The sequence below is a fragment of the Aeromonas sp. R5-4 genome, from assembly GCF_040908215.1.
GTDB lineage: Bacteria > Pseudomonadota > Gammaproteobacteria > Enterobacterales > Aeromonadaceae > Aeromonas > Aeromonas veronii.
The window spans coordinates 85,787-111,880 of sequence record NZ_JBFODG010000032.1; the positions used below are offsets into that span (position 1 = coordinate 85,787).

20 protein-coding genes are annotated in these 26,094 nt (G+C 58.8%); 7 read left to right on the top strand and 13 right to left on the bottom strand.

Annotation, left to right across the window (positions count from 1 at the left end):
* From hyfB to AB5Y83_RS16850, 5 genes are all read right to left on the bottom strand, one after another.
* Nucleotides 1–1,872 carry a hydrogenase 4 subunit B gene (gene hyfB / locus AB5Y83_RS16830; RefSeq protein ID WP_368175579.1) on the bottom strand — a complete coding sequence of 624 codons (1,872 nt, stop codon included), beginning with the start codon at nucleotides 1,870–1,872 and terminating at the stop codon, nucleotides 1–3.
* Nucleotides 1,872–2,537, bottom strand: coding sequence for a 4Fe-4S dicluster domain-containing protein (locus tag AB5Y83_RS16835; protein WP_167565722.1), 666 nt, complete (start codon nucleotides 2,535–2,537; stop codon nucleotides 1,872–1,874). The genes hyfB and AB5Y83_RS16835 overlap by 1 nt, the downstream gene beginning before the upstream one ends.
* Nucleotides 2,538–3,023: 486 nt before the next feature.
* Nucleotides 3,024–4,892, bottom strand: coding sequence for a low affinity potassium transporter Kup (gene kup, locus AB5Y83_RS16840; RefSeq protein WP_368175580.1), 1,869 nt, complete (start codon nucleotides 4,890–4,892; stop codon nucleotides 3,024–3,026).
* 529 nt (nucleotides 4,893–5,421) lie between these two features.
* Entirely contained in the window at nucleotides 5,422–6,336 is a 915-nt protein-coding gene (locus AB5Y83_RS16845) for a hypothetical protein (protein ID WP_368175581.1), read from the bottom strand.
* Between the two features lie 236 nt (nucleotides 6,337–6,572).
* Nucleotides 6,573–7,145 (bottom strand): hypothetical protein, encoded by a 573-nt coding sequence (locus tag AB5Y83_RS16850; RefSeq protein WP_368175582.1) that lies wholly within the window; start codon nucleotides 7,143–7,145, stop codon nucleotides 6,573–6,575.
* Between the two features lie 809 nt (nucleotides 7,146–7,954).
* Between AB5Y83_RS16850 and AB5Y83_RS16855 the strand changes: the two genes are divergently transcribed.
* The 5 genes from AB5Y83_RS16855 (at nucleotide 7,955) to fdhD (ending at nucleotide 14,657) form a co-directional block, all read left to right on the top strand.
* Entirely contained in the window at nucleotides 7,955–8,554 is a 600-nt protein-coding gene (locus tag AB5Y83_RS16855) for a 4Fe-4S dicluster domain-containing protein (protein ID WP_043850912.1), read from the top strand.
* Nucleotides 8,555–8,600: 46 nt separating this feature from the next.
* The gene (gene fdhF, locus AB5Y83_RS16860) at nucleotides 8,601–10,745 is read left to right on the top strand and encodes a formate dehydrogenase subunit alpha (protein WP_167565718.1); all 2,145 of its coding nucleotides are present in this window, start codon (nucleotides 8,601–8,603) and stop codon (nucleotides 10,743–10,745) included.
* Nucleotides 10,746–10,843: 98 nt separating this feature from the next.
* Nucleotides 10,844–11,242, top strand: coding sequence for a hypothetical protein (locus AB5Y83_RS16865; protein ID WP_120414625.1), 399 nt, complete (start codon nucleotides 10,844–10,846; stop codon nucleotides 11,240–11,242).
* A gap of 416 nt (nucleotides 11,243–11,658) precedes the next feature.
* The gene (locus tag AB5Y83_RS16870; RefSeq protein WP_139459183.1) at nucleotides 11,659–13,791 is read left to right on the top strand and encodes a sigma 54-interacting transcriptional regulator; all 2,133 of its coding nucleotides are present in this window, start codon (nucleotides 11,659–11,661) and stop codon (nucleotides 13,789–13,791) included.
* Nucleotides 13,788–14,657, top strand: a complete 870-nt coding sequence (fdhD, locus tag AB5Y83_RS16875; RefSeq protein WP_368175583.1) for a formate dehydrogenase accessory sulfurtransferase FdhD — start codon at nucleotides 13,788–13,790, stop codon at nucleotides 14,655–14,657. Before AB5Y83_RS16870 ends, fdhD begins: the two co-directional genes overlap by 4 nt.
* Nucleotides 14,658–14,758: 101 nt before the next feature.
* Here the strand turns inward: fdhD and asd are convergent, their stop codons facing one another.
* From asd to AB5Y83_RS16895, 4 genes are all read right to left on the bottom strand, one after another.
* On the bottom strand, nucleotides 14,759–15,871 hold the full coding sequence (gene asd / locus AB5Y83_RS16880) for an aspartate-semialdehyde dehydrogenase (protein ID WP_278166570.1): 1,113 nt from the start codon (nucleotides 15,869–15,871) through the stop codon (nucleotides 14,759–14,761).
* A 361-nt stretch (nucleotides 15,872–16,232) separates the two neighbouring features.
* A complete protein-coding gene (locus AB5Y83_RS16885; protein WP_368175618.1) occupies nucleotides 16,233–17,540 on the bottom strand; it encodes a D-amino acid dehydrogenase in 1,308 nt (435 codons plus the stop codon).
* A 157-nt stretch (nucleotides 17,541–17,697) separates the two neighbouring features.
* Nucleotides 17,698–19,218 (bottom strand): cryptochrome/photolyase family protein, encoded by a 1,521-nt coding sequence (locus AB5Y83_RS16890; RefSeq protein WP_368175584.1) that lies wholly within the window; start codon nucleotides 19,216–19,218, stop codon nucleotides 17,698–17,700.
* A complete protein-coding gene (locus AB5Y83_RS16895) occupies nucleotides 19,218–19,382 on the bottom strand; it encodes a DUF2256 domain-containing protein (RefSeq protein ID WP_182937571.1) in 165 nt (54 codons plus the stop codon). Before AB5Y83_RS16895 ends, AB5Y83_RS16890 begins: the two co-directional genes overlap by 1 nt.
* 459 nt (nucleotides 19,383–19,841) lie before the next feature.
* Here AB5Y83_RS16895 and AB5Y83_RS16900 point away from each other — a divergent pair, with 459 nt between their 5' ends.
* Nucleotides 19,842–21,227 (top strand): tryptophanase, encoded by a 1,386-nt coding sequence (locus AB5Y83_RS16900; protein ID WP_204379734.1) that lies wholly within the window; start codon nucleotides 19,842–19,844, stop codon nucleotides 21,225–21,227.
* A 134-nt stretch (nucleotides 21,228–21,361) separates the two neighbouring features.
* On the opposite strand, the gene cdd is transcribed toward AB5Y83_RS16900, so the two are convergent.
* The 3 genes from cdd to AB5Y83_RS16915 all read right to left on the bottom strand — a co-directional run bounded on the left by cdd (nucleotide 21,362) and on the right by AB5Y83_RS16915 (nucleotide 23,494).
* The gene (cdd, locus tag AB5Y83_RS16905) at nucleotides 21,362–22,246 is read right to left on the bottom strand and encodes a cytidine deaminase (RefSeq protein WP_005333283.1); all 885 of its coding nucleotides are present in this window, start codon (nucleotides 22,244–22,246) and stop codon (nucleotides 21,362–21,364) included.
* 208 nt (nucleotides 22,247–22,454) lie between these two features.
* On the bottom strand, nucleotides 22,455–23,141 hold the full coding sequence (locus tag AB5Y83_RS16910; RefSeq protein ID WP_368175585.1) for an LrgB family protein: 687 nt from the start codon (nucleotides 23,139–23,141) through the stop codon (nucleotides 22,455–22,457).
* On the bottom strand, nucleotides 23,138–23,494 hold the full coding sequence (locus tag AB5Y83_RS16915) for a CidA/LrgA family protein (protein ID WP_005333279.1): 357 nt from the start codon (nucleotides 23,492–23,494) through the stop codon (nucleotides 23,138–23,140). The genes AB5Y83_RS16910 and AB5Y83_RS16915 overlap by 4 nt, the downstream gene beginning before the upstream one ends.
* Nucleotides 23,495–23,654: 160 nt before the next feature.
* Between AB5Y83_RS16915 and AB5Y83_RS16920 the strand changes: the two genes are divergently transcribed.
* Nucleotides 23,655–25,364, top strand: coding sequence for a glycoside hydrolase family 36 protein (locus AB5Y83_RS16920; RefSeq protein ID WP_368175586.1), 1,710 nt, complete (start codon nucleotides 23,655–23,657; stop codon nucleotides 25,362–25,364).
* Between the two features lie 78 nt (nucleotides 25,365–25,442).
* Here AB5Y83_RS16920 and AB5Y83_RS16925 read toward each other — a convergent pair whose 3' ends face one another.
* A complete protein-coding gene (locus AB5Y83_RS16925) occupies nucleotides 25,443–25,943 on the bottom strand; it encodes a hypothetical protein (protein WP_167569808.1) in 501 nt (166 codons plus the stop codon).
* Between the last annotated feature and the right edge of the window lie 151 nt (nucleotides 25,944–26,094).

The window sequence follows — 26,094 nt, forward strand, 5'->3', positions numbered from 1 at the left end:
TCAGACTCCTACAGCCATCAGGATAAAGAGCGCCAGCACAAGGCCGTGCAGCAGCCAGCCGGTCGTCCCGCTGGTATCGCTCACCCCGTGCAGGGCGCTGGCCAGATCGAGCTGCGGCTGTTTGCGATAGAGCGGCGCGCAGAGTTGGCGCAAGGTGTGGGTGACACCGCCGGAGGTGAGGCTCATGCGCTCCTCATAGGCGTAACCACAGGCCCACGGGGTGCCAGCGTGACGACGACCCAGCTTGGGGCCCTTGAAGATTGCCAGTACCAGCAACGGGATGAGGAACAGACCCAGCAAGGTGATGGCGATAACGGGTGGGGAGAGGATCGCCTGGCTGCTATCGAGTGGCAGCAGGGTGGCGCCGGTGGCGACACTCATCTGGCTGGCAACGAGTGCCTGACCATAGCTGGCGATATGGGGGGCAATCCAGGGGGCGCCCAGACCCAGCACCAGACAGACCGCGGCCAGCAGCAGGGTGCCTGCCACCATGGCCCCCGGCACTTCGCGGGCGTGGCTCGCGTGTTCACTGCGCGGGGCACCGCAGAAGCAGATGCCGTACACCTTGACGAAACACATCACCGCCATGGCGCCGGTCACCGCCAGCATCACTACCGCGAGCGGCGCGACGACAGAGGTGCCGAGTTTGGTCATGGATAGCAGGGATTGGTAGATAAACCACTCGCTGACAAAGCCGTTCAGGGGCGGCAGCGCCGAGATGGCCATGGCACCGATGAGGAACGCCAGCGCGGTCCAGGGCATCAGCTTGGCCAGGCCCCCCATCTTGTCCATGTCACGGGTGTGCAGGCGGAACATCACAGAGCCGGTGCCCATAAAGAGCAGGCTCTTGAAGATGGCGTGGTTGAGCAGGTGATAGAGGGCGCCGAGCAGCCCCAGCACTACCAGCGCTGGCTGCTGGTTGGCGATGCCGATCATGCCGATGCCCATCCCCATCAGGATGATGCCGATGTTCTCCACCGTGTGGTAGGCGAGCAGCCGCTTGAGATCGTGCTCGGCCAGCGCAAACAGCACCCCGAGCACTGCCGAGCAGGCGCCGAAGATCAGCACCACATAGCCCCACCAGAGCTGGCTGGCGCCGAGATAATCGATGCTGACCCGCAAGATGCCAAAGAGACCCAGCTTCACCATGACGCCGGACATCAGCGCCGAGATATGGGACGGCGCAACGGGCTCGGCCACCGGCAGCCAGCCGTGCAGCGGCACGAAACCGGCGCGCAGGCCAAAGCCGCAGAAGCTGAGCAGGAACACCAGCGAGGCCAATGCGCCCGCCAGATGGTGCTCGCGCAGGGCGGCGAACTCCAGCGAGCCGCTTTCACGGCAGAGCAGCCAGAAGGCGACAAGCACCAGCGCCATGCCGATATGGTTCATCACCAAGTAGAGGCGGCTCTGTTTGGCGGCATCCGGGTTGGTCTTGACCAGCCAGTAGGTGGTGAGGGTCACCAGCTCGTAGCAGAGCAAGAAACCGAGCGCATTGTCGGCCAGCACCATGCCCACCATGGCAAAGAGGAAGAGGTTCATCAGCGCACCGATGGCCACATCCCCTTTGCCCTGATATTCGCGGATATAGGCAAAGGAGTAGAGGGCGACGGCAACGCCGACGGTGCTAATCACCAGCAGCATTAGCGCGGAGAGCATATCCAGATGCACTGAGCCCAGCAGCCAGAGCTGGCCGTCGATGGGGGCGCCTTGGGCAAAGATCTGGATGGCGGCGACCAGACCCGCGAGCGAGCCCTGCAGGGCAAAACCGCTATTGAGACGGTTGGCCAGTGCGGGCAGCTTTTGCAGCAGCAAACCGGCGGCAGCGCCCAGCAAAAAGAGCAGGAGCGTGGCCATAACAAGGGGGGACAACATCAGCACGCTCCCTCTGTGGTGGATAAATCGGATGCAGGGAGCGCCGTGGCGGGCGCCGAGAAGGCAGAAGCCCCTTGCGGATTGGTGTCGGCCGCTTGCTGGCGACGGATACGGGCGGCGCGTTCGGTGTCGCCGTCATTGACCAGCTTCAGCGCCTGGGAGGGGCAGGCTCCGACACAGGCCGGGCCTTCGGCGCGAAACTCGCACAGGTCACACTTGACCGCGATGCTGCGCACGCCCGGCTCCCAGCTCAGCAGATCCTCGCCAAAGCAGCGCAGACCGGCGGAGGTGGAGGGGTTGCTGGAGCGGATGGAGCAGGGGATATAGGTGTCGTAACTGGTGGCCACGGCCACCGGACGGCTGCCGCCACTCTGGATGGCGCCAAAGGGGCAGGCCACGGCGCAGAGATTGCAGCCGATGCAGAGCGACTCGTTGAGTTGCACGCAATCGCCGGTCTGGCGAATTGCCTCGACCGGGCACACCTTGATGCAGGGGGCATCGTCACAGTGACGGCACTGAACCGGCATGGTCGCCTGCTCATGTCGCATAACGGTTAAACGGGGGGCTTGCTGCAAACCTTGCGCCTTGTGTACCTCGCTGCAGGCCGCCATACAGGTGCCACAGCCGATACAAAGCTTGGGGTCAGCGATAACGAAGCGGTTCATAGCCTACCTTGTCGTGTCGCGAACGGAGAAAGTAGGGGCAGGTTGGCAAGATACGGGCCAGATTGGTTTTTGCAGCGAAATTGGTTTTAAGTTGCTGTTTTTAAATAAATAAAAATCCTCGCGTAGTTGAGTGAACGCGCTGATGTGGCTGTCGAACTGTGACGTTCGTCACTTGTGACGAAGCCCCCAAGAGGGTTCGTCACCTTGGAAAACGCAGCATAAGCAGGGTGTAAAGAACGCAGTGAATTGCACCGTTATCAAATATGTTCGCGGTGCACGGCGGTGCGCTTGTTGCACCCTACGGCTGTTGTGTGAGAGGAAATGAGCTGGTTCGAATTGCCGTGGTTTGCCCCCTTCTCCCCTTGCGGGAGAAGGGCCGGGGATGAGGGGCGGTAATCGGGGTTAACGAAAAAGAAGAGGGAGGCCAATGCCTCCCTCTCTATTAGCTGATGTTTTCTATGCCTTTAAGAGGCCATCAACCCGCCATCAGATATCCACCTGGGATCCCAGCTCGATAACCCGGTTGGGCGGGATCTCGAACTGATCCGGGGCGCGCAGGGCGTTGCGCTGCAGCAGCATAAAGAGCTTGCCGCGCAGATAGAGATACCAGGGGCGGTCTTTCATGATGAGCGACTCGTGGGCCATAAAGAACGAGGTCTCCATCATCCGGCAGCTCAGCCCCTCGGCGTTGCAGCGGTGGAAGATCTCCTCCACGTTCGGAGTCTCGCGCCAGCCGTAGCTTGCCACCACCCGCCAGAAGGTAGGGGAGAGCTGCTCGATGCAGACCCGGCGCACATTGTGGACGTAGGGCACATCCTCCACCCGCAGGGTGAGCAGGATGATCCGCTCGTGCAGCACCTTGTTGTGCTTGAGGTTATGCAGCAGCGCATGAGGGATCACATTGACCACTCGCGACATATAGACGGCAGTGCCGACCACCCGGGTCGGCGGGGATTTCTCCAGCGAGGCGATCATCGGCTCAAGGGAGTTGCCGTGCTCGTTCAGGCGGCGAATAAGCTGGAAACGCTCGCTCTTCCAGCTGGTCATCACGGTGAACATCACCGCGCCCAGGGTGAGCGGCAGCCAGCCGCCGGAGAAGATCTTGGCGAGGTTGGCGGCAAACAGCGGCACGTCGATACAGAGCAGCGCGGCAAACAGGATGGCCACCAGATACTTGTTCCAGTGCCAGCTGTTCTTGGCCACCGAGCAGGAGAGGATGGAGGTGAGCACCATGGTGCCGGTCACCGCGATGCCGTAGGCCGCCGCCAGATTGCTGGAGTGCTCGAAGCTCATGATGACGATCACCACCGAGATATAGAGCATCCAGTTGATGACCGGAATATAGATCTGGCCGGACTCCTGCTCGGAGGTGTGAACGATGCGAATGGGTGAGAGATAACCGAGGCGCACCGCCTGCCGGGTCAGCGAAAAGACCCCGGAGATCACCGCCTGCGAGGCGATCACCGTTGCCATGGTTGCCAGCAGCAGCAGCGGCACCAGCGCCCATTTCGGCGCGAGCAGGAAGAAGGGGTTGGCAATGGCGGCGGGGTTGCTTAGCAGCAGCGCACCCTGACCGAAGTAGTTGAGCACCAGCGAGGGCAGCACCACGATAAACCAGGCGAGGCGAATGGGATTTTTGCCGAAGTGGCCCATATCCGCGTAGAGCGCCTCCACCCCGGTGATGGCCAGCACCACGGCGCCGAGGGCAAAGAAGGAGGTGGTCTGGTACTGGACAAAGAAGCGCACCGCCCAGATGGGGTTGAGCGCACCCAGCACCTCGGGGTTGTGGACGATGCCGCGCAGCCCCAGCACCGCCAGCGTCATAAACCAGATCAGCATGATGGGGGCAAACAGCTTGCCCACCATGGCGGTGCCATGTTTCTGGATGGCGAACAGCAGGGTCAGCACCAGCACCGAAAGAGTGACGATATAGGGGTCGAGGGCGGGGGTGAGAATGCTCAGACCCTCGATGGCCGACATCACCGACATCGCCGGGGTGATCACCACCTCGCCATAGAAGAAGCTGCCGCCAATCAGGCCGAGGATGATCAGCAGCGGCGTCCAGCGGGTGGAGGCGTTGCGGGTCGCCAGCGACATCAGGGTGAGAATGCCGCCCTCGCCGGCGTTGTCGGCCCGCATGACAAAGGAGAGGTACTTGACCGACACCACCAGGATCAGCAGCCAGAAGATCAGCGAGAGAAAGCCGAGAATGGAGGCCGGCTCGACGCCGAACCCGAATTGACCTGACAGGCACTCGCGCAAGGTATAGAGCGGGCTGGTGCCGATATCGCCATAGACTACGCCAATCGCCGCCAGCATGACGCCGGACATGGCTTGTTGTTTATCACAGTTCATGAGTTCATCTTGTCAGTTTGATGTTTACACGTTTGCCAACGCACAGCTGCCCGACCTACCAGGAGAGTAGTGATATTTAATCGGGAGAGAATTAATGGATTGCGATGGGAAAGGGCGCTAACGGAATAGTGATCTGCTTGTCATGTAACACAGTCTGTTCATCTGTCATTAAGCTTATAATGACACACACTCAGCGGGACTATGCTCAGTTATAAATAATCAAAAGTTCAATTTGAGTAAGAGAATTAATTATCCAGCGATTGAAATAGGCCGCGATAATGAAGGCAACTGTTTGTTTTATCAAGCGAAGTGGTTTGGCTACTCTCTTTTACCAAAATGGATAATAAATAGACGATAAAGTAATCACTAATTAAATGCTGGCAGGATGGCAAAGGGGAGGGGGGGAGCAATGGAGTCTTTATTTGGGCGGGGAAAATGTAGGGTGCAATGAACGAAGTGAATTTCACCAAATATTGAAAGAAGCAAGAGGTGCAATGCGCTACGCTTATTGCACCCTACAGTGATATTTTTATGAACTCATTTCAGCACATTTTCTGGTGTGATACTTGGCCACCCTTATTAATTCAGCTGTATGCTCAGGGTATTGCTGCTGTAAGAGGCTGAGGGCATCAGCCAAGGTAATTTGATGCAGATTAAAGCAGGTATCAAAAACCAACGACCATATTTGTTCTTTGAAACCATCAATATCATTATGGGTGGCGCAGGAGTTCCACAGGTTTAAATCCAGTTCATCATCAGGATCTTCAAGGGGACTAACGGCTTGTAAATTGAGATTGCCTAGCATGGCATTATATTGAGCATCAGATAACGAGGTTTTACAGCGAACTATCCAGGCCAGGGTGATAAGGTTATGGCCAAAAAAGCCGGGCTGCTGCAAACAGGAATGCAATACATCCTCTAATGTTGCCGGTTGTCCGGTTGTGATCACCTCACAGCATTCTCTATTTTCTTCATTAGGGAAGGTTGCAGTGACAAACTCCGTGACCCGATTTAAAAATGCAGGCACCCACTCGGGAGGAAGGATGTTGTATATCTCATTGAGTGCAAGAAAAATGGTGACATTATGGGATAAATACTCAGGTTTTCTGGCCGCCTTGGCGATATAGAATTTAAAGATATCGTGAAAGCCGCACTCGGCATGCCATTGGGAAACAGCCTGATAGGCAGCGGGATAGATACCACGCGCCAGAATGCGGTGTCTGCGTAAATCGGAGAAAGCGACAGGCTGCACACTATCGGTAAGTACCGTTGAAACCAGCAATCCATCCTTGGCAATCAATTTGGCTGTTTGTTGCCACAAGTATTCCGGTTGCCCAAGGTGTGCAGCAAGAAATTGAGCCGATAAATAGGCTTTTAGCGCGTGAGGCTGATGAATAATCGCGCTGCTGTGTACCGCTTGCTCAAGTAGTTCCCGAGATGTCATTTATCCTCCATGAATGTAACGTTTCCCTCTTAAGGGGCAAAGCATAACCAGCAAACATAACACCCGTAGGGTGCAATGAACGAAGTAAATTGCATCGCGAATAAAAACACGCAAGAGGTACAATGCACGTTCTTCATTGCACCCGATGGTACAATTTAATAAGACATTTAAAAATGGGTTGTTAACTTTTTAAAATTGAGTTTTTGAAAATTTCATGGCAACCGTGAACTGTGGCTCTATTTCTCCCGAGATAAGTACATTGCGAGACTAAAAATAACTAAGCTCATAGTTGCAAAAACCTGAACAAAGGCAATATTTGCATAAACAGGAGAATTGTTGGTGACAACCAACCCAATATTTGTTAACGTGCCAACAGATAATGACATTGAGATTGCAACGAGAGAGTTTGATGCTGTTCCATTTATAATATAAACTGGAGCCATTATAAAGAACAGCTCAATGTAGCTGTAAGCAGCTAATTTAATTCTATCATGTTTGGTCAGATTGCTTTTGTTTGTTTTTGAAAGCACATCATTTGTAAATGAAAAAATAATCTCTAAAACCCTTGAAATAAACCTGAAAGTTATGAATCCAGAAAGTAATAAGTAAATATGAGATTCAAGAAAACTAAACGATGCCAAAAATAAACTAGACACAATAACACTGATGTATAAGTTAATCTTATTTAGGATCTTTAAATACCGTTTTAATATTTTACTTCTTATCGATTTCTCTAAACCATCAATTTTATTCTTGTAATAGCGAGAAAACAAATATCCGGGACTCATAATGATCCATGGCTCTTTCATGGTCTTAAATTTCCATAGGCTTAGTTTTCTTTTACAGCAAACATATTTAAAAGACTTATGTCTCACAAATAATTCAAATGTGAAATATATAAAAAACGAATATATAAAGGAAATAGAAACCATATCTCACCATGCTATAAAGTCAGGTTTTTTTATAAAATTTTGGCTACTGCATCATGTAATGCTCTGTACCAAATCTACTTTGTTTGATTACTTATTAGCACGCATACGACCCCATCGGAGCTGGTTGCCAAGTGGCACATATTAACCGGAGGGATAGAAAACTGAAGGGGCAGGGGCCTAAAACCGGCTCTGGCTCAACAAATCAGTCAATAAACGGCCCATTTTTGTTCGGTTTTACTTAATGATGGCTTGCCAGATCGATAGCAAAACCAAACAACTTACCATCGCTGCAAGCGGCTTTTGCGTGCTGCACAGCCCATTTTTGGCCCTTGGCATGGCTTTTCTCCCGGGATTTCGTTCCTCCGCTTGCCCGGTTTGGGGCGGCCGATCCTGGCTGCAAACTCCTTCGCACGGCTCCGTTATACGGTTGGGGCAGGGGCTGGTCAGCCGGTGTCGAGCTCGTCACTTTTGTCGTGTCGATCACACTTCCCACCCCGTCGTCACCCTCGTTAGTAGCGGTAAACAGCAAGCTGCTCTTGCTGATTACTCCTTTATTTTCATATGGTTGTGAATTTTTATTGCACCCTTGTCCCGTTTTGGTCTGATAAATGCTTTGTGGGGGGCTGGCCGCCTCTTTGCCTGTCGGCGGGCGGCCCGGTGTAACGAACCATTTAGGATCCCTCTCTATGAACAGCTTCGTGATTGCAGATCCCAGTCTCTGTATTGGGTGTCGTACCTGTGAGGTGGCCTGCGCCGTTTCACACCAGTCAGGGTCTTGCAGCGGGACCCTTGAGCGGGAGGGCGGCCTGCATCTTGCCATCGAGGATGGACATCTGGTCTCCAAGGACAGCTACTTTCAGCCGCGCCTGAAGGTGATCGTGGGCAGCAAGGTGACCACGCCGGTGCTCTGCCGCCAGTGTGAAGACAAGCCGTGCGCCATGGCCTGCCCGAACAATGCCATCGTCAGCGAGGATGGTTGCGTCAAGGTGTTGCAGGAGCGCTGCATCGGCTGCAAGTCCTGCGTGGTGGCCTGTCCTTACGGCGCCATGGCGGTGGTGCTCAAAGAGGTGCCCCCGACTGCCGATTCGCTCTTCAAGCGGCCGCAGACCAAGGCGCAGGCGCTCAAGTGCGATCTCTGCCGTCACCGCGAGGCGGGTCCGGCCTGTGTCGAGGTGTGTCCGACCCAGGCGCTGCGGCTGGTCACGCCGGAGCATCTTGAAAACCTGAACCGGCAGAAGCAGCTGGCCAGTGCCGAGGCACTGCTGGCGATGCCGGCGCGGGTGTGAGCGGGCTTGCCGAGCCGTTTTTCGTTAACAAACAAGAGTGTGAGTCATGAAAAAAGTCATTACCGTGTGCCCCTATTGCGGCACCGGTTGCAAAATCAACCTGCTGGTTGAAAACGACAAGGTGGTGGGGGCCGAAGGCGCCAACGGCCGGACCAACGAGGGGCAGCTCTGCCTCAAGGGCTATTACGGTTGGGATTTCTTGAACGACACCAACCTGCTGACCCCCCGTCTCAAGAGCCCGATGATCCGCCGCGAGCGCGGTGGCAAGTTCGAGGCCGTCTCCTGGGACGAAGCCATCGAGTTCGCCAGCAGCCGTCTCTCTGCCATCAAGGCAAAATATGGCCCGGACGCCATCATGACCACCGGCTCTGCCCGTGGCCCCGGCAATGAAGCCAACTATGTGATGCAGAAATTTGCCCGTGCGGTGATTGGGACGAACAACGTCGACCACTGCGCGAGGGTGTGACACGCACCCTCAGTCTCCGGTCTGGAGACAACTGTAGGCAACGGCGCCATGAGCAACGCCATTCCCGAAATTCAAGAGACCAAGTGCCTGCTGGTGTTTGGTTACAACGCTGCTGACTCTCACCCCATCGTCGCTCGCCATATCCTCAAGGCGAAGGCAAACGGGGCCAAGGTGATTGTGTGTGATCCCCGTATGGTGGAGACCGCTCGCATCGCCGATCAGTGGCTGCCGCTCAAAAACGGTTCCAACATGGCGCTGGTTAACGCCTTCGCCAATGTGTTGATCAATGAAGGGCTCTACAACAAGGCCTTTGTCGCCAACTACACCGAAGGGTTCGAGACCTTCAAGGCGACCGTGGCCAAGTACACCCCGGAATATGTGGAGGGGATCACTGGCCTCAAAGCCGCCGATATCCGCGCCGCCATTCGCACCTATGCCGAGTCGCCTGCTTCCATGATCCTGTGGGGCATGGGAGTGACCCAGTACGGTCAGGCGGTGGACGTGGTCAAGGGGCTGGCGGGTCTGGCGCTGCTGACCGGCAACTTCGGTCGCCGTGGCACCGGTTGCGGGCCGGTACGTGGTCAGAACAACGTGCAGGGTACCTGTGACATGGGGATGCTGCCGCACCAGTTCCCGGGTTATCAGTCGGTGGCCGATCCCGAGATCAGCGCCAAGTTCGCCAAGGCGTGGGGCGTGGAATCCCTCTCTCAAAAGCCCGGCTATCGTCTGACGGAGCTTGGCCACAAGGTGGAGGAGGGCAAGTGCAAGGCCTTCTACATCTTCGGTGAAGATCCGGCCCAGACCGAGGCTGACTTGGGTCAGTTCCGCCGCACTCTGGCGGGGATGGAGCTGGTGATCGTGCAGGATATCTTCATGACCCAGACCGCCGAGATGGCCGACGTCATTCTGCCCGCCACCAGTTGGGGCGAGCACGAAGGGGTCTATAGCTCGGCGGATCGCGGCTTCCAGCGCTTCTACAAGGCAGTGACGCCCCCTGAGAACGTGAAACCGGACTGGGCCATCTTCTCGTTGATGGCGACCGCCATGGGTTATCCCATGGAGTACCACAACACCGAAGAGATCTGGGACGAGATGCGCGCGCTCTGCCCGCTCTATGCCGGGGTCAGCTACGACAAGATGGCCGATCTCAAGAGCGTGCAGTGGCCTTGCCCGACCGAGGATCACCCGGGCACCAGCACTCTGTTCGAGGGGAACGTGTTCACCACCCCGAGCGGCAAGGGTCAGCTGATCGCCTCCGAGTGGCGGCCGCCGCTGGAACAGCCCTGTGCCGAGTACCCGCTGGTGCTCTCCACCGTGCGCGAGGTGGGTCACTACTCCTGCCGCTCCATGACCGGCAACTGCTCGGCGCTGCAAACCCTGGCCGATGAGCCGGGCTATGTGCAGATCCACCCGAGCGATGCCAAAAAGCTCGGGGTGAAGGATCAGGCGCTGGTCTGGATCTCGTCGCGCCGTGGCAAGGTGATCACCCGGGCCAACTACAACGACCGGGTCAACGCCGGGGTGGTCTACATGACCTACCAGTGGTGGATCGGGGCCTGCAACGAGCTCACCATCGAGCACGTCGATCCCGTCTCCCACACGCCGGAGTACAAGTACTGCGCGGTTAAGATCGAGCGCATCGACAATCAGCCTGAGGCGGAAGTGTACGTCCAGACTGAATACAGCGCGCTCAAGGCGAAATTGCGCAGCGCAGCCAAAGGCTGACCCGCCCTAAAAAAGGACGTTCTGCACAAATAAGGGAACCCGACTCGGATTTATCGAGTCGGGCACCCTTTTATTACCCAAAGAAAGGGGAGTAAATGATGCAACATGAAATTGGTCGCTTATTCGGACTTTTCTATATTGGCACCTATCTGGCGGCGATATTGCTGGGAATAGGTTGCTATATTTGGCGCGACGAGATGATATTTCTGCTCGGCTTCGGTTTTTTCGGCTGTTTTATGGCGGCACGCCTTGCCATGAGTAGCGTATTTTCTGCCTTGAGTATTTCCAGTGCCTGGCTGATCGGGTTTATCTCCACCACCTTGATCAACGGCCTGCTGCTGGGGGTGATCACCCTGCTGGTCTACCTCACGCACCAGAGCGTCACCACCGAGCTTGCCGACAACGCCAGCTGGCTGCTGATGGCCTTCCAGAGCCTGTCAGCCCTCTTTATCTTCGGTGGCCTGAAGTGCTGCCACAGCCGGATCATCACTTCGTAAATTGCCGATGGATGGGCAGCAAACGCCATCTCGAAACCCGCAGCCAGCGAAGAGGAGAGGCAGATCTGACAGTTGACGGCAGCCCACTTTTCGGGCGCCTTAATTGAGATCAAGAACTGATGAAATAACCGGTTAAATATGGCCATCAGATATATTAAATCGGATTGTAATGAAATTTGAGCTCATCTATGATGAGTTGCCATTCCAATATATCCCCCGATAACGATGTTACTTTTTGTTGTCGTTCGTTAATAACAACTCTGGAATTGCAACATGCGACAATTTTCGTCACCGTTTTTCTTATTGGCAGCCGTTTTTACGGGCTGCGGCTATTTATTTTGGTGACGGGTGCTTGTCGTGATGCGATGGCATGGACAGCCTGACTGGTGACTAAATCGATATAACGTGAGGCCGCAATGCTAAATGTGAGTGCCATCCCCCTGGACGAGATCTCTCCCATCTGGGACGACGGTTTCCTCCTGCTCTCCAAATCCCTCCTGTCGGCCGTGACGCTCGATGATTTTATCCACAAACTCAACAAGATAGACGCCAGCTTCGGCGGCGTAACCCGGGTCAACCTGATCCTCAACATGGGTGCGGACGAGGAGGCCATCTTCTACTTCATGGGACATTCCGGCCCAAAGCATCTGGTCTGCCCCAAGGCAGAGCTGCACCTCTCCCCCCGTCCTACCAAAGAGACCCCGGAACAGGCCATCATTCTCGCTGCCGCTCGCTTTGAGAATCGCTGCCCGGCGCTGGATCGTGAAGGGGTCTACGGGGGGCTGCGCTCCTACTGCCAGCTCCCCATCACCACCGCCCGCAGCCATCTGGGCGGGGTCGAGTTTATCAACACCCAGCTCGACAGCTTCACCATGGAGACCCTCGCCAAGCTGACCCAGCTGGCTGCCATTATCGCCATTGCGCTGGAGAATGTGCTCGACAAGGAGCGCACTCTGGAGCAGGCCAACTCCCTGCGCCTTGAGCGCGACAGTTGCAAAATTCTGGTGGATGTGACCAATGCAGTGATCAAACTGGTGCGCATCGCCGAGCTGCCCAAGAGCCTGTTTGCCATCCTGCACCACCACTTCGGCATCAGCAGCTTGTGTCTGGCGGAGTACAACGCGACCTCCGACAGCTTCAAAAGCTATCTGGTCAATCAGCACCAGAGCGATCAGCCGGGCATCATCGATCACTCCTGTTTTGAAAAGAAGTGCCTGCAGGGGGCCCTTGGCCACAGCGAGCCGTTTTTCGTCTATCGCGAACACGGCCACGGCTGCAGCAATCGCTGCCGCTTTACCTCCCAGATCCTGCCGCCCGAGGCCGACAGCTCCTGCATTTTGCCGCTGCGTTATCGGGGCAACCTGCTGGGGGTGTTGATCCTCTCCCATCCCAACGCCGACTTTTTTGCCGATATCGATATCTCCTTGCTGGAGCAGGTGGCGGCGCGCACCGCCATTGCCATGAACAACGTGCAGGCGCAGCAGGAGATCTCCAACACCACGGGGGCCCGCGAGAAGACCATTCGCATCAACGAGCCGCAGATGCAGGGGGAGTTCCCCCACATCATCTACCAGAGCGCTGTGATGGAGAGCGTGCTGGAGAAGGTGCGGCTGGTGGCCGAGAGCGACAGTACCGTGCTGATCCTCGGCGAGACCGGCACCGGCAAGGAGCTGATCGCCCAGGCGATTCACGCCCTGAGTGCCCGCCACGACCACGAGATGGTGAAGGTGAACTGCGCCGCCATTCCCACCGGCCTTATCGAGAGCGATCTCTTTGGCCACGAGAAGGGGGCCTTTACCGGTGCCCTGACCCAGCGCATCGGCCGCTTCGAGCGGGCCCACAAGGGCACCCTGTTCCTCGACGAAGTGGGGGATATGCCGTTGGATTTGCAGCCCAAACTCTTGCGGGTATTGCAGGAGCACGAGCTGGAGCGGGTGGGCAACAGCAACCCCATCGCGGTGGATGTGCGACTGGTGGCCGCCACCAACTGCGATCTGCTCTCCATGGTCAAGAACAAGCGCTTTCGAAGCGATCTCTACTACCGCCTGAACGTCTTTCCCATCGAGCTGCCGCCGCTGCGGGAGCGGCGCGAGGACATTCCGCTCTTGGTCAATTTCTTTATCAAGAAGATCGCCAAGCGGATGCGCCGCACCATCACCTCGATCCCCGCCGATGCCATGAAAATGCTGGTGTCACTCCCCTGGTACGGCAATATCCGCGAGCTGGAGAACGTCATCGAGCGCGCCGTGGTGATGACCCGCGGCCATGTGCTCAACCTCTCGCCCGATGAGCTGATGCCCCTCAAGGGCTACCACAAGATTGAGACCCTGGTGTATGACGAGCCCGCCACGCCGCTCTTTGCCGAGGAGGGGCCGATTGATGAGCGCGAGGCGATCATCGCTGCCCTGCGTGACTGCAACGGCATCGTCGCTGGCGAGCGGGGGGCGGCCAACCGCCTCGGCATGAAACGCACCACCTTGCTCTCGAAAATGAAGCGACTCGGCATTTCGGCCAGAGATCCCGAGATCATTGACGGGGTCGCACCATGAGAGAGGCCATAGAGCTTGAGGCGCGTGGCGAGCAGAACGAGCAGAGAGAACCGAGCGAACAGAACGAACTGGCACGTTGCGCCATCCACCGCGAGGTGGTGCACTACCGCGCCGATACCTTGACCTGCGACAGCGAGATGGCGCTCCCCTCCGAGACGCCGGTGGCGCTGGTCTACAACGGTATCGCCCACAGCGTGATGATGTGCTCGGCCTCCGATCTGGAGGATTTCGCCATCGGCTTCTCGCTATCCGAGGGGATCATCGACAGCCTGCTCGATATCCACGACATCGAGCAGATCGATGGCTGTCAGGGGATTGAGCTGCATATCACCCTGGCCAACCGCTGCGTTCATCGCCTCAAAGAGAAGCGGCGCACGCTGGCGGGGCGCACCGGCTGCGGCATCTGTGGCAGCGAGAGTCTGGAGCAGGTGATCCGCACCCAGCCAAGCTTGCCCGACAGCCAGCGCCTGGCGGTGGGTCATATCGACAAGGTATTGAGCGCGCTGCGCCCGCTCCAGCTGCTGGGTCAGCGCACCGGCGCCACCCATGCGGCTGTGCATCTGGACGGGGAGGGCAATATTCTCGCCATCCGCGAGGATGTGGGACGCCATATTGCGCTGGACAAGCTGGTGGGTCACTTGTGCCGCACGGGTCGCCGTGATGGTGCCATTCTGGTGACCAGCCGCGCCAGCTTCGAGATGGTACAAAAGTGCGCCAGCGCCGGGGTCGAGATCCTGCTCGCCATCTCGGCCGCTACCGAGCTTGCAGTCGAGCGGGCCGAGCAAACCGGGCTCACTTTGGTGGGCTTTTGCCGCCCCGGGCGGGCCGAGATCTACAGCGGCTGCCAGCGTATCCTGCTCAAGTAATGTCAAGGCCGTGAACTCGCTAAACGGGTAACGAAAACAGGCAATAAAAAAGGGCGGGGAGTGTGACTCCCCGCCCTTGTTGTATCTGCTGCTGTGGCAGGTTAGCGCGCCAGCAGGATACGCAGCATGCGGCGCAGCGGCTCGGCGGCGCCCCACAGCAGTTGGTCACCCACGGTAAAGGCAGCCAGATACTCAGGGCCCATATTGAGTTTGCGCAGACGACCCACCGGAATGCTGAGGGTGCCGGTGACGGCCGCCGGAGTCAGCTCGCGGGCTGTGATGTCGCGATCGTTGGGGATCACTTTCACCCAGTCGTTGTGGGCAGCCAGCAGCGCTTCGATCTCCGCCAGCGGCACATCTTTTTTCAGCTTGATGGTGAAGGCCTGGCTGTGGCAGCGCAGGGCACCGATCCGCACGCAGAGACCATCCACCGGAATGACGGCGTTCTCGATACCCAAAATCTTGTTGGTTTCGGCCTGACCCTTCCACTCTTCACGGCTCTGGCCGTTGTCGAGCTTGGTGTCGATCCAGGGGATAAGGCCACCGGCCAGCGGCACGCCGAAGTTGTCCACCGGCAGGGTGCCAGAGCGGGTCTTCTCGGTGATCTTGCGCTCGATGTCGAGGATGGCGGAGGCGGGGTCTGCCAGCTCGACCGCCACTTCGTCACGCAGCATCCCCATCTGGGTAACAAGCTCGCGCATATGGCGGGCACCGCCACCGGAGGCCGCCTGATAGGTAGCTACGCTCACCCACTCCACCAGATTGGCCTTGAACAGGCCACCGAGGGCCAGCAGCATCAGACTGACGGTGCAGTTGCCGCCAACAAAGGTCTTGATGCCATCGTTCAGGGCCTGCTCGATGACGTCGCCGTTGACCGGATCCAGAATGATGACGGCATCTTTCTCCATCCGTAGGGAGGAGGCGGCGTCAATCCAGTAACCCTGCCAGCCAGCGGCTTTCAGGCGCGGATAGACATCCTTGGTGTAGTCGCCGCCTTGCGCGGTGATGATGATATCCTGCTTGGCCAGCGCTTCGATATCGAAGGCGTCCTGCAGAGTACCGGCATCGACGCCGAAGTTGGGAGCGGCCTCACCGGCCTGGGAGGTGGTGAAGAAGGTAGGTTGAATATGGGCGAAATCCTGCTCTTCCTGCATCCGGCTCATCAGAACCGATCCCACCATGCCACGCCAACCGACCAAACCTACTTTTTTCATAATGTCCTACCCTGGATTGCTGCTAAAGAAACTCGCGGTGACACCCGTAACCTCTTGTCTGGCGACGCCTGTTTACAAGCGGTTTACAGGTCATTTAAAAAATATGCGCTGCGAAAAATGCGTCTATCAACATTACGGATTGTGGCGGCTTGCGCAAGTCGAATTGCGCAATATTCTGTGCCGTTTGCTGCATTAACCGGCAGCCAGACTACCGCTCAGGCAGACGGGGAGGGAGAAGGTCAACATCAGACGAAAAGGCCACCGTTTATGGCGGTGGCCTGTCAATAAAGCGGTTGAGGACGTCCTCTGCTGTTGTCTGAGGGCGTAGTTGGCGAGTGAAACAGCCCGACAGCTTAGGCGCTTAGCCGTAACGGGCCAGGGTGAGCCCCTCATCGCTGATGGCGGGTTCGCTGCCGCTGATGAGATCGCACAACAGCTGACCCGAACCGGCCGCCATGGTCCAGCCCAATGTGCCGTGGCCGGTATTGAGCCAGAGGCCGGGAATGGGGCTCGGCCCTACCAGTGGGGTGCCATCCGGCGTCATGGGGCGCAGGCCGGTCCAGAACTCGGCTTGGCTGATATCGCCCCCCTCGGGAAAGAGATCGCCCACCACCATTGCCAAAGTGTCGTGGCGCCTCGGGTTGAGGGCGAGGTTGTAGCCCGACAGCTCCGCCATGCCGCCGACCCGGATCCGCTCGTCAAAACGGGTGATGGCCACCTTGTAGGTCTCGTCGAGCACGGTACTGCGCGGCGCGGCCTCGGCAGTGATCATCGGCAGGGTGAGGGAGTAGCCCTTGACCGGATAGACAGGCAGCTCCAGTCCGAGCGGGCGCAGCAGCGGCCGCAAAAAACCGGTGGCATAACTGCCGAGCGCACAGACGATGGCATCGGCGCGATAGCGCTGCTCGCCCGCCCGCACCGCCACGGCGCGGCCACGGGCTTGCTCAATCTCGTCGATGTCGCAGTTGAAGACAAACTTGACCCCGAGCTTCTCGGCTTCAAGGGCAAGGGCCTTGGTGAAGCGGAAGCAGTCGCCGGTCTCGTCGCCGGGCAGACGCAAGCCGCCGACGATTTTTCCGCGCACCCGCGCCAGCGCAGGCTCTGCCGCTTCGCAGCCGCTGGCATCGAGCGACTGGTAGGGGACGCCATACTCCTCCAGCACCTCGATATCGCGCTGACTGGCATCGAGCTGGGATTGGCTGCGAAACAGTTGCAGGGTGCCGAGCTGGCGCCCTTCGTAATCGATGTTCAGCTCGTCACGCAGCAGCTTCATGCAGTCGCGGCTGTATTCGGCCAGACGCACCATGCGTCCCTTGTTGGTGGCATAGGCGGTCGGAGTGCAGTTGGCGAGCATTCTGAGCATCCAGCGAAGCTGGAAGGGGTCGGCAGTGGGGCGCACAGTGAAGGGGGCATGCTTTTGCAGCATCCACTTGGCGGCCTTGAGGGGGATGCCGGGGGCCGCCCAGGGGGCCGCGTAACCCGGGGATATCTGCCCGGCGTTGGCATGGCTGGTTTCAAGGGCGACGCCACCTTGTCGCTCCAGCAGAGTCACCTTGTGACCCGCTTTGGCCAGATACCAGGCGCTGGTTACCCCGATCACGCCGCCACCGAGAACCACTATCTCCATATCGTCTTTCCTTGACTGATCTCCTGATGTGGCCACCACCATAATCAGCCGCCACAGGATATTCAACTGCTCTGCGCAGGATTGGGATCTCCGTCTGCTTGCCGGTCACAGGCTGGTGTTTGGTGCGATGACGCGCCTGATTGCCAGCGTAAATCGCTGCGCTCTTGTCAGTGTGAATGCGCCAGGGGACATGGTCCGCTTACAACTGCGCCAGCTTGATCAGGTACTGCTCCGCCGTCGCCAGAATGGCCTGCTGTTGCGCTGCGGCTTGGCCATCCCAGTTGGCATAGGGGAGGGCGAGGCGGGGATTGCCGCCCAGTTTGTCCCGATTGCGCCAGAGAAAGTGCCAGTAGAGGCTGTTGAAGGGGCAGCTCCCATCACCGTGGCGTGCTTTGACCTGATAGTGGCACCCCTTGCAGTAGTGGCCCATCCGCTCGAGATAGGCGCCGCTGCTGGCGTAGGGCTTGCTGCCCATCAGGCCGCCATCGGCAAACTGGCTCATGCCACGGGTGTTGGGCAGCTCCACCCACTCGATGGCATCCACATAGATGCCGAGATACCAGTCATCCACCTCGTCAGGATCGATCCCCGCCAGCAGGGCAAAGTTACCAGTCACCATTAGCCGCTGGATATGGTGGGCGTAACCGTGCTCAAGGGATTGGTTGATGGCGTGACGCACGCAGGTCATCCTGGTTTCGCCGCTCCAGAAAAAGCTGGGCAGCGGCCGCTTGGCCCCGAGAAAATTGGTCTGCTGGTAGTCGGGCATCTTCTCCCAGTAAAGGGCACGGACAAACTCGCGCCAGCCGAGGATCTGGCGGATAAAACCCTCCACCTGCGCCAACGTGATGGTGGCCTGATTGGCCTGCCAATGGGTCTCGGCGGCCCGAATCACCTCAAGCGGATGAAGCATCTTGCTATTGAGGGAAAACGACAGTCGGCTGTGAAACAGGCTCCAGCCCCGCTCGCTCAGGGCATCCTGATAGCGGCCAAAGTGGGGCAGGCAGTGGGCGAGAAAATGGGCCAGCAGCTCGCGACTCTGACGTCTTGTGATGGGCCACGGCAGTCTGCTGGCATCCGCCTCGCCGATGGTGCTGACCCCGTGGCGGGTCAGCATGGCATCAATCTCGCTCACCTCGTTGGCAAAGGTGAGGGGTTCCGGGATCGGCTGACGCTCCGGCAGCTTGGCGCGGTTCTCGTCATCGAAGTTCCAGCGCCCGCCAAGGGGGTGGCCGTGCTCATCGAGCAGCACTTGGTATTGCTTTCGCAGGGCGCGGTAGAAGAACTCCATCCGGCTGTGGGGGTAACGCTGCCAGCCATCGCGGGGAGTGAGAAAATGTTCGCTCTCCACCTCGGTAGCAGGGATGGCAAGGCCAGCCGTCCAGCTTTTCAACTGGCTGGCGAGGCGCCACTCGTCCGGGCTCTGCCAGGCAAAGCTGCTGGCCTGATGTGCTTCGAGCTGAGCCTCCAGCAAGCCGGGCAAATCGGGCCAGCGGGCGCTCTCATCAAGGGTCAGGTAACAGACGCGGTGGCCCGCTTGGGTGAGGGCCGCTGCGAAGGCGCGCATGGCGGCAAAGAAGGCCAGCACCTTCTGACGATGGTGGTGGCAGTAGTCGGTCTCCTGACGCACCTCTACCATCAGATAGCAGACCGCCGGATCTGGCGTGCGAAACCAGCTGTGAGCGGCGTTCAGCTGATCGCCGAGAATCAGGCGCAGCTCCATCAGGCTGGCTCCCCCTCAGGTTGCTGGCTGCTGTGACGAGCGTGGCGACAGCGCTCGCTGCAGTAGCGAACCTCCTCCCAACTGCGTGCCCACTTGCGCCGCCAGCTGAAGGGGCGCTGGCAGACGGGGCAGATCTTCTCGGGCAGATGGGGCTTGCGATGCATGATGGCTTCCGGCCTTGGCTGATGGGGGATGTGGCGTGTGGGTAGGGAGAATAACGAACCGGGGGCGTGGACGGATCAACCTCACTGCCAGTTTGCCGCGCAGATGTGCACTTTGTGAGCGGGCGCACAGCCTATCGGTGCACTCCTTGTTTGCAAATTAACCAGCCGTTAACGTGGCGAGGCTGCCGTTGGCAGCATCCATCAATGGATCTTGTTGGCCACCGACTGTCTACAACCGATATGGAGGGGAGTGATGCCAATCATGACAGCTACGCCCCGGGCAGCTTGCCTGCTCGCCCACTGGTATACCCGGGATCCCATTCTCACCTTCGATTTTCCTCACCGCTGATTGGTGGCACCCGCCGTTTGAATTTGTCAGCCGGACGACCCTGATCGCCCCGGCCTCTTTGCCAATCCCGATTTCAAACACACTGGCCTTGCGCCGGTGAGGAGTCTTTTATGCGTCGTATACCCGAGCCGTTTCGTATCAAGATGGTCGAGCCCATCAAACAGACCACTGGCGCCGAGCGCCGTGCTGCCCTCGAGGCTGCTGGCTGGAACCCCTTCCTGCTGCTGGCCGAAGATGTCTATATCGATCTGCTGACCGACAGCGGTACCGGTGCCATGTCCGATCGTCAGTGGGCCGGCATCATGATGGGGGATGAGGCCTATGCGGGCAGCCGCAACTTCGTCGAGCTGGAGCGCACGGTACGCGAGATCTTTGGCTACCAGCATGTGATGCCCACCCACCAGGGGCGCGGGGCCGAGCAGATCCTCTTCCCCGAGCTGGTCAAGCGCTGCAAGGGCAAGGCGCCGGTGTTTATCTCCAACTATCACTTCGACACCACCAAGGCCCATGTGGAGTTGGCTGGCGCGCGGGCCATCAACCTGCTCACCCCGAAGGCCCTCGACACCACGGCCCCTTATGCCTGGAAGGGGGATTTTGATCTTCCCCGCCTGACCGACACCATTGAGACCCTGGGAGCCGACAACGTGGCCGGTATCATCATCACGGTCACCTGCAACAGCGCCGGTGGTCAGCCGGTCTCCATGGCCAATATGGAGGCGGTTTCCGAACTGGCCCGTCGCCACCATATTCCGGTGGTGATCGATGCCGCCCGCTTTGCCGAGAACGCCTGGTTTATCAAGGAGCGGGATCCGGCCTATGCCAAGTGCAGCATCAAGGAGATAGTGCGCCAGATGTTTGCGCTGGGGGACATCTTCACCATGTCGGCCAAAAAGGACGGGCTGGTCAATATCGGTGGGCTCTGTTGCTTTAAAGAGGATCTCGACCTGTTCCGCGCGGTACAGGTGCGCTGTGTGGCGATGGAGGGGTTTGTCACCTATGGCGGCCTTGCCGGGCGGGATATGGCGGCGCTCGCCATCGGCCTGCGCGAGGGGATGGATGAGGAGTATCTCACCTACCGCATCAGTCAGGTGGCCTATCTCGGCGAGCGGTTGGCCGAGGCGGGCATCCCCATCCAGACCCCCACCGGCGGCCATGCGGTGTTTGTGGATGCCAAAAAGCTGCTGCCCCATATTCCGGCCGAGCAGTTCCCCGCCCATGCGCTCGCCTGCGAGCTCTATCTGGAAGGGGGGGTGCGCGGGGTGGAGATTGGCTCCCTGTTGCTGGGGCGCGATCCCGCCACCGGCAAGCAGGAGGCGGCGGACTTCGAGCTGTTGCGCCTCACCATTCCACGCCGGGTCTACACCCGGGATCACATGGACTATGTGGCCGACTGCCTGATAGCGGTGAAGGCGCGGGCCAGCGACATTCGCGGGCTCACCTTTGACTACGAGCCGCCGCTGCTGCGCCACTTCACTGCGCGGCTGAAACCGGTCTGATCAGCAACCGGTCAGACGGGGTGATCAACCGCGCCAAACCGTGAAGATCACCGGTCGCTCCCGGTTAAACGGCCCAGCAAAAAAGCCCCCGCACCAAGGTGCGGGGGCTTTCGTTTATCGGCGCAAAGCCGGGGTCAGACCGCCTGATACTCCAGCTCGACGGAGCCCAGTGCCTTGAGGGTGGACTGGGCGGAGTCACGCTGGCTGATCTGGCCGTTTTTGTTCTCCAGCAGCACGGCGCGGCGGATGGTGGCGAGATCTTCGCCGTTAAGCACCGCATGGGCGCAGGCCATCTGCATCGGCGGCAGGCTGGGGTTGAAGGCGGCGTTCTCGGCGTAGCGGCCAGAGAAGATGCGGCCATCGGCAAATTGCAGCGCCACCGCGGCATAGCCCTGACTGTAGGGGGCGTAGCTTTGACGGGCGGCGGCCAGCGCGGCTTGCCACAGCGGGTCTTCGCTTTGAAGCTCAAGCTCGGCGTGATCCTGCGGGCTCATCAGCGCATCCGTGATATCGAGGTCCGCCGGCCCAAACGAGTGGGGCAGGAAGGATTGCAGGGCGCTCAAGTCATCGGGCAGAGAGACTTTCAGGATCTTGGCGGTGCTCAGCTCGTTCATAAACTGACGGCAGTGGCCGCAGGGGGTGTAGTTGACGGTGATTTCAGAGATCCCGGTCTCGCCACCCAGCCAGGCGTTGGAGATGGCGGACTGCTCGGCGTGGACCGAGTGGAACAGACCTTGCCCCGCGAACTCCATGTTGGCACCGAAGTACCAGGTGCCGCTCAGGCCACAGGCGATGGCACCGACATAAAACTTGGAGATGGGCGCCACCGAACACGCGGCTGCCAGCGGCAACAGGGCGAGGCGCAGGGCGCGATCATCGAGACCTGTGGCGGCTTTCAGGGTGGCGACTTGCTCCGGCGTGAAGCGGGCATTGAAGTCGGCACTATCCAGCATGGGCTGCACGGCTGCTTTGAGCGGGGCAGAGAGAGTATCGAATGGCTTGGCAAAACGGGGATGCATAGTGTGTCCTCAAAGGCCAATTGGGCGGCCATTGTAGGGAGCAAGCTCGGGTAAATGTGTGAGCAGGCTCACACCCTGACGGGCAAACGGAGGGGGATGGTAATGGAAACGTTTGTCTTGTGCAAATTGTGCGGCAGGTCGCACCCCGAGAGGCCAGCAGGCCCCTCGGGGTGCTCAATCGGTGGGCAGTCTGTAGTCAACACTACGATCAAATCAGCCAGTGATAGATGGCAAACAGCAGCGGGGCGACGGCAGCGGTGAGGATCCCGCACACCACCATGGCGAGCGATGCAAAGGCCCCCTGGGTGATCCCCTTCTCGGCGGAAGTAGCTGTGCCGATGGCGTGGGCACAGGCCCCCATCGCGAGCCCTTGCGCTTCCGGATCGGTCACTTTGAACACTTTAAGCAGCGGGTAGCCGATCAGGGCACCGACAATCCCCACCACGACTACCACGGCGGCCGCGATGGCGGGAATGCCGCCGATGGACTGGCTGACGCTCATGGCGAGCGGGGTGGTGATGGATTTGGTCGCCAATGAGGCGAGCAGCGCCGGATCTGTGCCCATAAAATGACCGATCAGCAGGGTTGTGCACACCGAGATCAAGACGGAGGCGAGGGTACAGATTAGGATGGGCTTGAGCTTGGCCTGGATCTGGCGTGCCTGCTGATAGAGCGGCAGCGCCAGCGCCACTACGGCGGGTTCCAGCAGCATGGTAATGGGGCTGCTGCCGCGCTCGTACTGCTCAAGGGGCAGATCAAACCAGAGCAGCAGGCCGATGATCACCGCGGTCGGCACCAGCACAGGGTTGATGATGGGCCAGGGCAGGCGGCGATAGAGGGCGCGGGTGGCGAAATAGAGCGCCAAGGTCAGAGGGATCGCTAGCCAGAAGATCATTTGTTCATCCTCTGGTAGAGCCGACCGACGGTGGCGAGGATCAGCACGATCCCGAGCACGATGCAGAGCATGATGACGCCGAAGGATTGGCGCAGGGGCTCAAGCCAGGCCACCAGTCCGACCGCAACCGGCACGAACAGCACACCCATGTGGCGCAGCAGCAAGCCTGCCCCCAGCTCAACCCAGTGCAGCTTGATCAGTTGCAGGGAGAGCAGCACAAACAGCAGCAGCATGCCGATGATGCTGCCGGGAAAGGCAAACGGCAGGATGGCTGCCACGGATTTGCCTGCCAGCAGGCAGGCGACGATGACCATAAAGTCACGAAAGTACAGCAAGGCGCGTTGCGCGATCACGTGAACCTCATCGACTGGGAAGAAAAATCGCAGTTTACCAGAGAGGTCGGGTCGCGGCATTAAAACAATAACAACTGAAATCAGTTCGTTTGAAGCTGATTTGATTGGCAATTTTTGAAAATTGTCTGATAGAACCCTTTTCGAACTACAAGGAGTAGTGATGACATCCCTCTTGTTCCGAGTTCGCCAGATGGCGAACGATACTGCGTTGCCACCCCATCTGCTGCAAACCCGTCAGTGGGAAGGGCCCCTGTGTCGGGTGCGACTCGACAACACCGGCGCTGATGCCACCCCGGTTGAGCGCTGGGTGCTGTTTGATGGCAAGCTTGGCCTGCCGGTGGAGAGCGCCATTTATGGCGAAGGATTCCAGATGCTGGCCCAGACCATGGGCAGCTGGCAATCACCACAACATGTCGGCCGTTGCCCCGATGCCAGCATCTATCGCATCACCGATGACAATGGCTACCACACCATTCATAACCTGTTGTTGATGGAGCATGGCAAGGGGTGGCTGCTGCTCGCCTTTGCCAGCTGCCACCGTTTTGGCGGGGAGTTTCGCCTCTACCCGGATGGTCGCTTGCAGATCCTGATGAATTGCGAAGGGCGAAAACTTGCGGCCGGTGGGTACTGGCAGAGCGAGGCGCTGATCTGCCTCGAAGGGGCGGAGCGCGAGGAGCTGCTGGCCGAGCTGGCACGGCTGATCGAGGTCGAGCACGGCTCGCTGATCGGCAAGGTGAGTGAGCGCCCGAGCGGTTGGTGCTCCTGGTATCACTACTACGCCGAGGTAAGTGCCGCCGATATTCGCGAGAACCTGCAGGTGCGTGCCGAGCGCTTCCCGGCCCTGCGTTATGTGCAGATCGACGACGGCTATCAGGCCAAAATGGGCGACTGGCTCACACCATCGGCCAAGTTCGAGCAAGGCGTTGCTTCACTGGCTGCCGAGATCAAACAGGCTGGCTGCGAGCCCGCCCTCTGGGTCGCTCCCTTTATTGCCGAACCAAGCTCGCAGGTGTTTCAGGATCATCCCGACTGGTTTGTGAAGGGGGATGACGGTCTGCCGCTGCCTTCCGAACGAGTGACTTATGGCGGTTGGCGCTGCACCCCCTGGTATGTGCTGGACGGCACCCACCCCGAGGTGCAAGCGCACCTTGAGCAGGTGTTTCGTACCCTGCGCGAGCAGTGGGGCATCCACTACTTCAAGCTCGATGCCAACTTCTGGGGCGCCATCCACGGTGGCCGTTTCCACGATCCGGCCGCCACCCGGGTTGAAGCCTATCGACGCGGCATGGCGGCCATTCTGCGTGGTGCTGGTGAAGGGGCCTTCCTGCTCGGTTGCAACGCCCCCATCTGGCCAAGCCTTGGTCTGGTGCACGGCATGCGGGTGAGCGATGACGTGGAGCGCAATGGCCACCGCTATCGCCAGATCGCCCGCGAGGCCTTCTGCCGCGCCTGGCAAAATGACAAGCTCTGGGCCCTCGATCCCGACTGCATCTGTCTGCGCGATCTGCCGACCCAGCAGGCGAGCCAGGCTGAATACAGTTTTCATCTGGCTGCACTGGTGGCGAGCGGCGGCATGATGCTGGCCGGTGATCGGCTGCAAGATCTCGATGAGGAGCAGGCTGCGCAACTGTGCAAGCTGCTGGCGCTCTGCGCCGCCCGGGCACCCTCTGCCCGCTTCGAGTCGATGGATTTTGCCTGCGGCGAAGTGAGCCTGCCCGAGGGCGGCACTCTGCTCTGCCTGTTCAACTGGGAGGGGCAACCACAGGAGTTTCTGCTGCCGGAGGGGGGAACCGATTTTTGGCAGGGACAGGCAGTCGGTACGGCTGTCACCCTGCAAGGGGGCGAGGGGCGGGTGATCCGCTACACCTGATCACAGCGTCACCATAAACAATTCAGGCTCCATCACGGAGCCTGAATTGTTTCAATCAGCGGTTATCAGCCACGTTTTTCAGTAACGCCACTCAAAACCGATGGCGTATTTGGCGGAGCCATAGCCCGGGATGTCACTGCCGGAGGCGATCGCCTTGAGGGTCAGCAACGGGGTGATGGGCACCCCCAGACCAAAACCGATGGCCAGCTGATCATTGGGGTTCCCCATCAGATCGACCCGCATCACCCGATAGAGGGACATATCCTCGCTCAGGTGCATATAGGCTTGCGAAGCGCGGTTATAGACCTGACCAAACACCTCCAGCTGGAAACCTGACTGTGCGCTGATGGCCAGCGGTACCCCGACAAACTTGTAGAGATGGGAACCGTTGAAGTAGCTGTTGGTGATCAGGGGAGTGAAATCAGTCTGCTGATAAAGGGTATTGAAGTTCTGTTCTACGATGCGATAGGTCTGCTCGGGCAGGCGAGCAAGATAATCCGGCACATCGAACCGGTATGCGGCGTTGGCTGCCAGCGGCAGCAGGGCCAGTAATCCGAGCAGTGCGTGGTGACGAGGCATCAGCAAATGGCTTCCGTTCGGCCAAAGAGATCTCTTGCTTGGGAGACATCCGCTCAGGATGCTGCAAGATATTGGTTTTTGGGGAAATCCCCTTCGTCATTATGACCTGAAGAAGGGGACGGGCGGGAAGAATTTATTGTGAAACTACTCA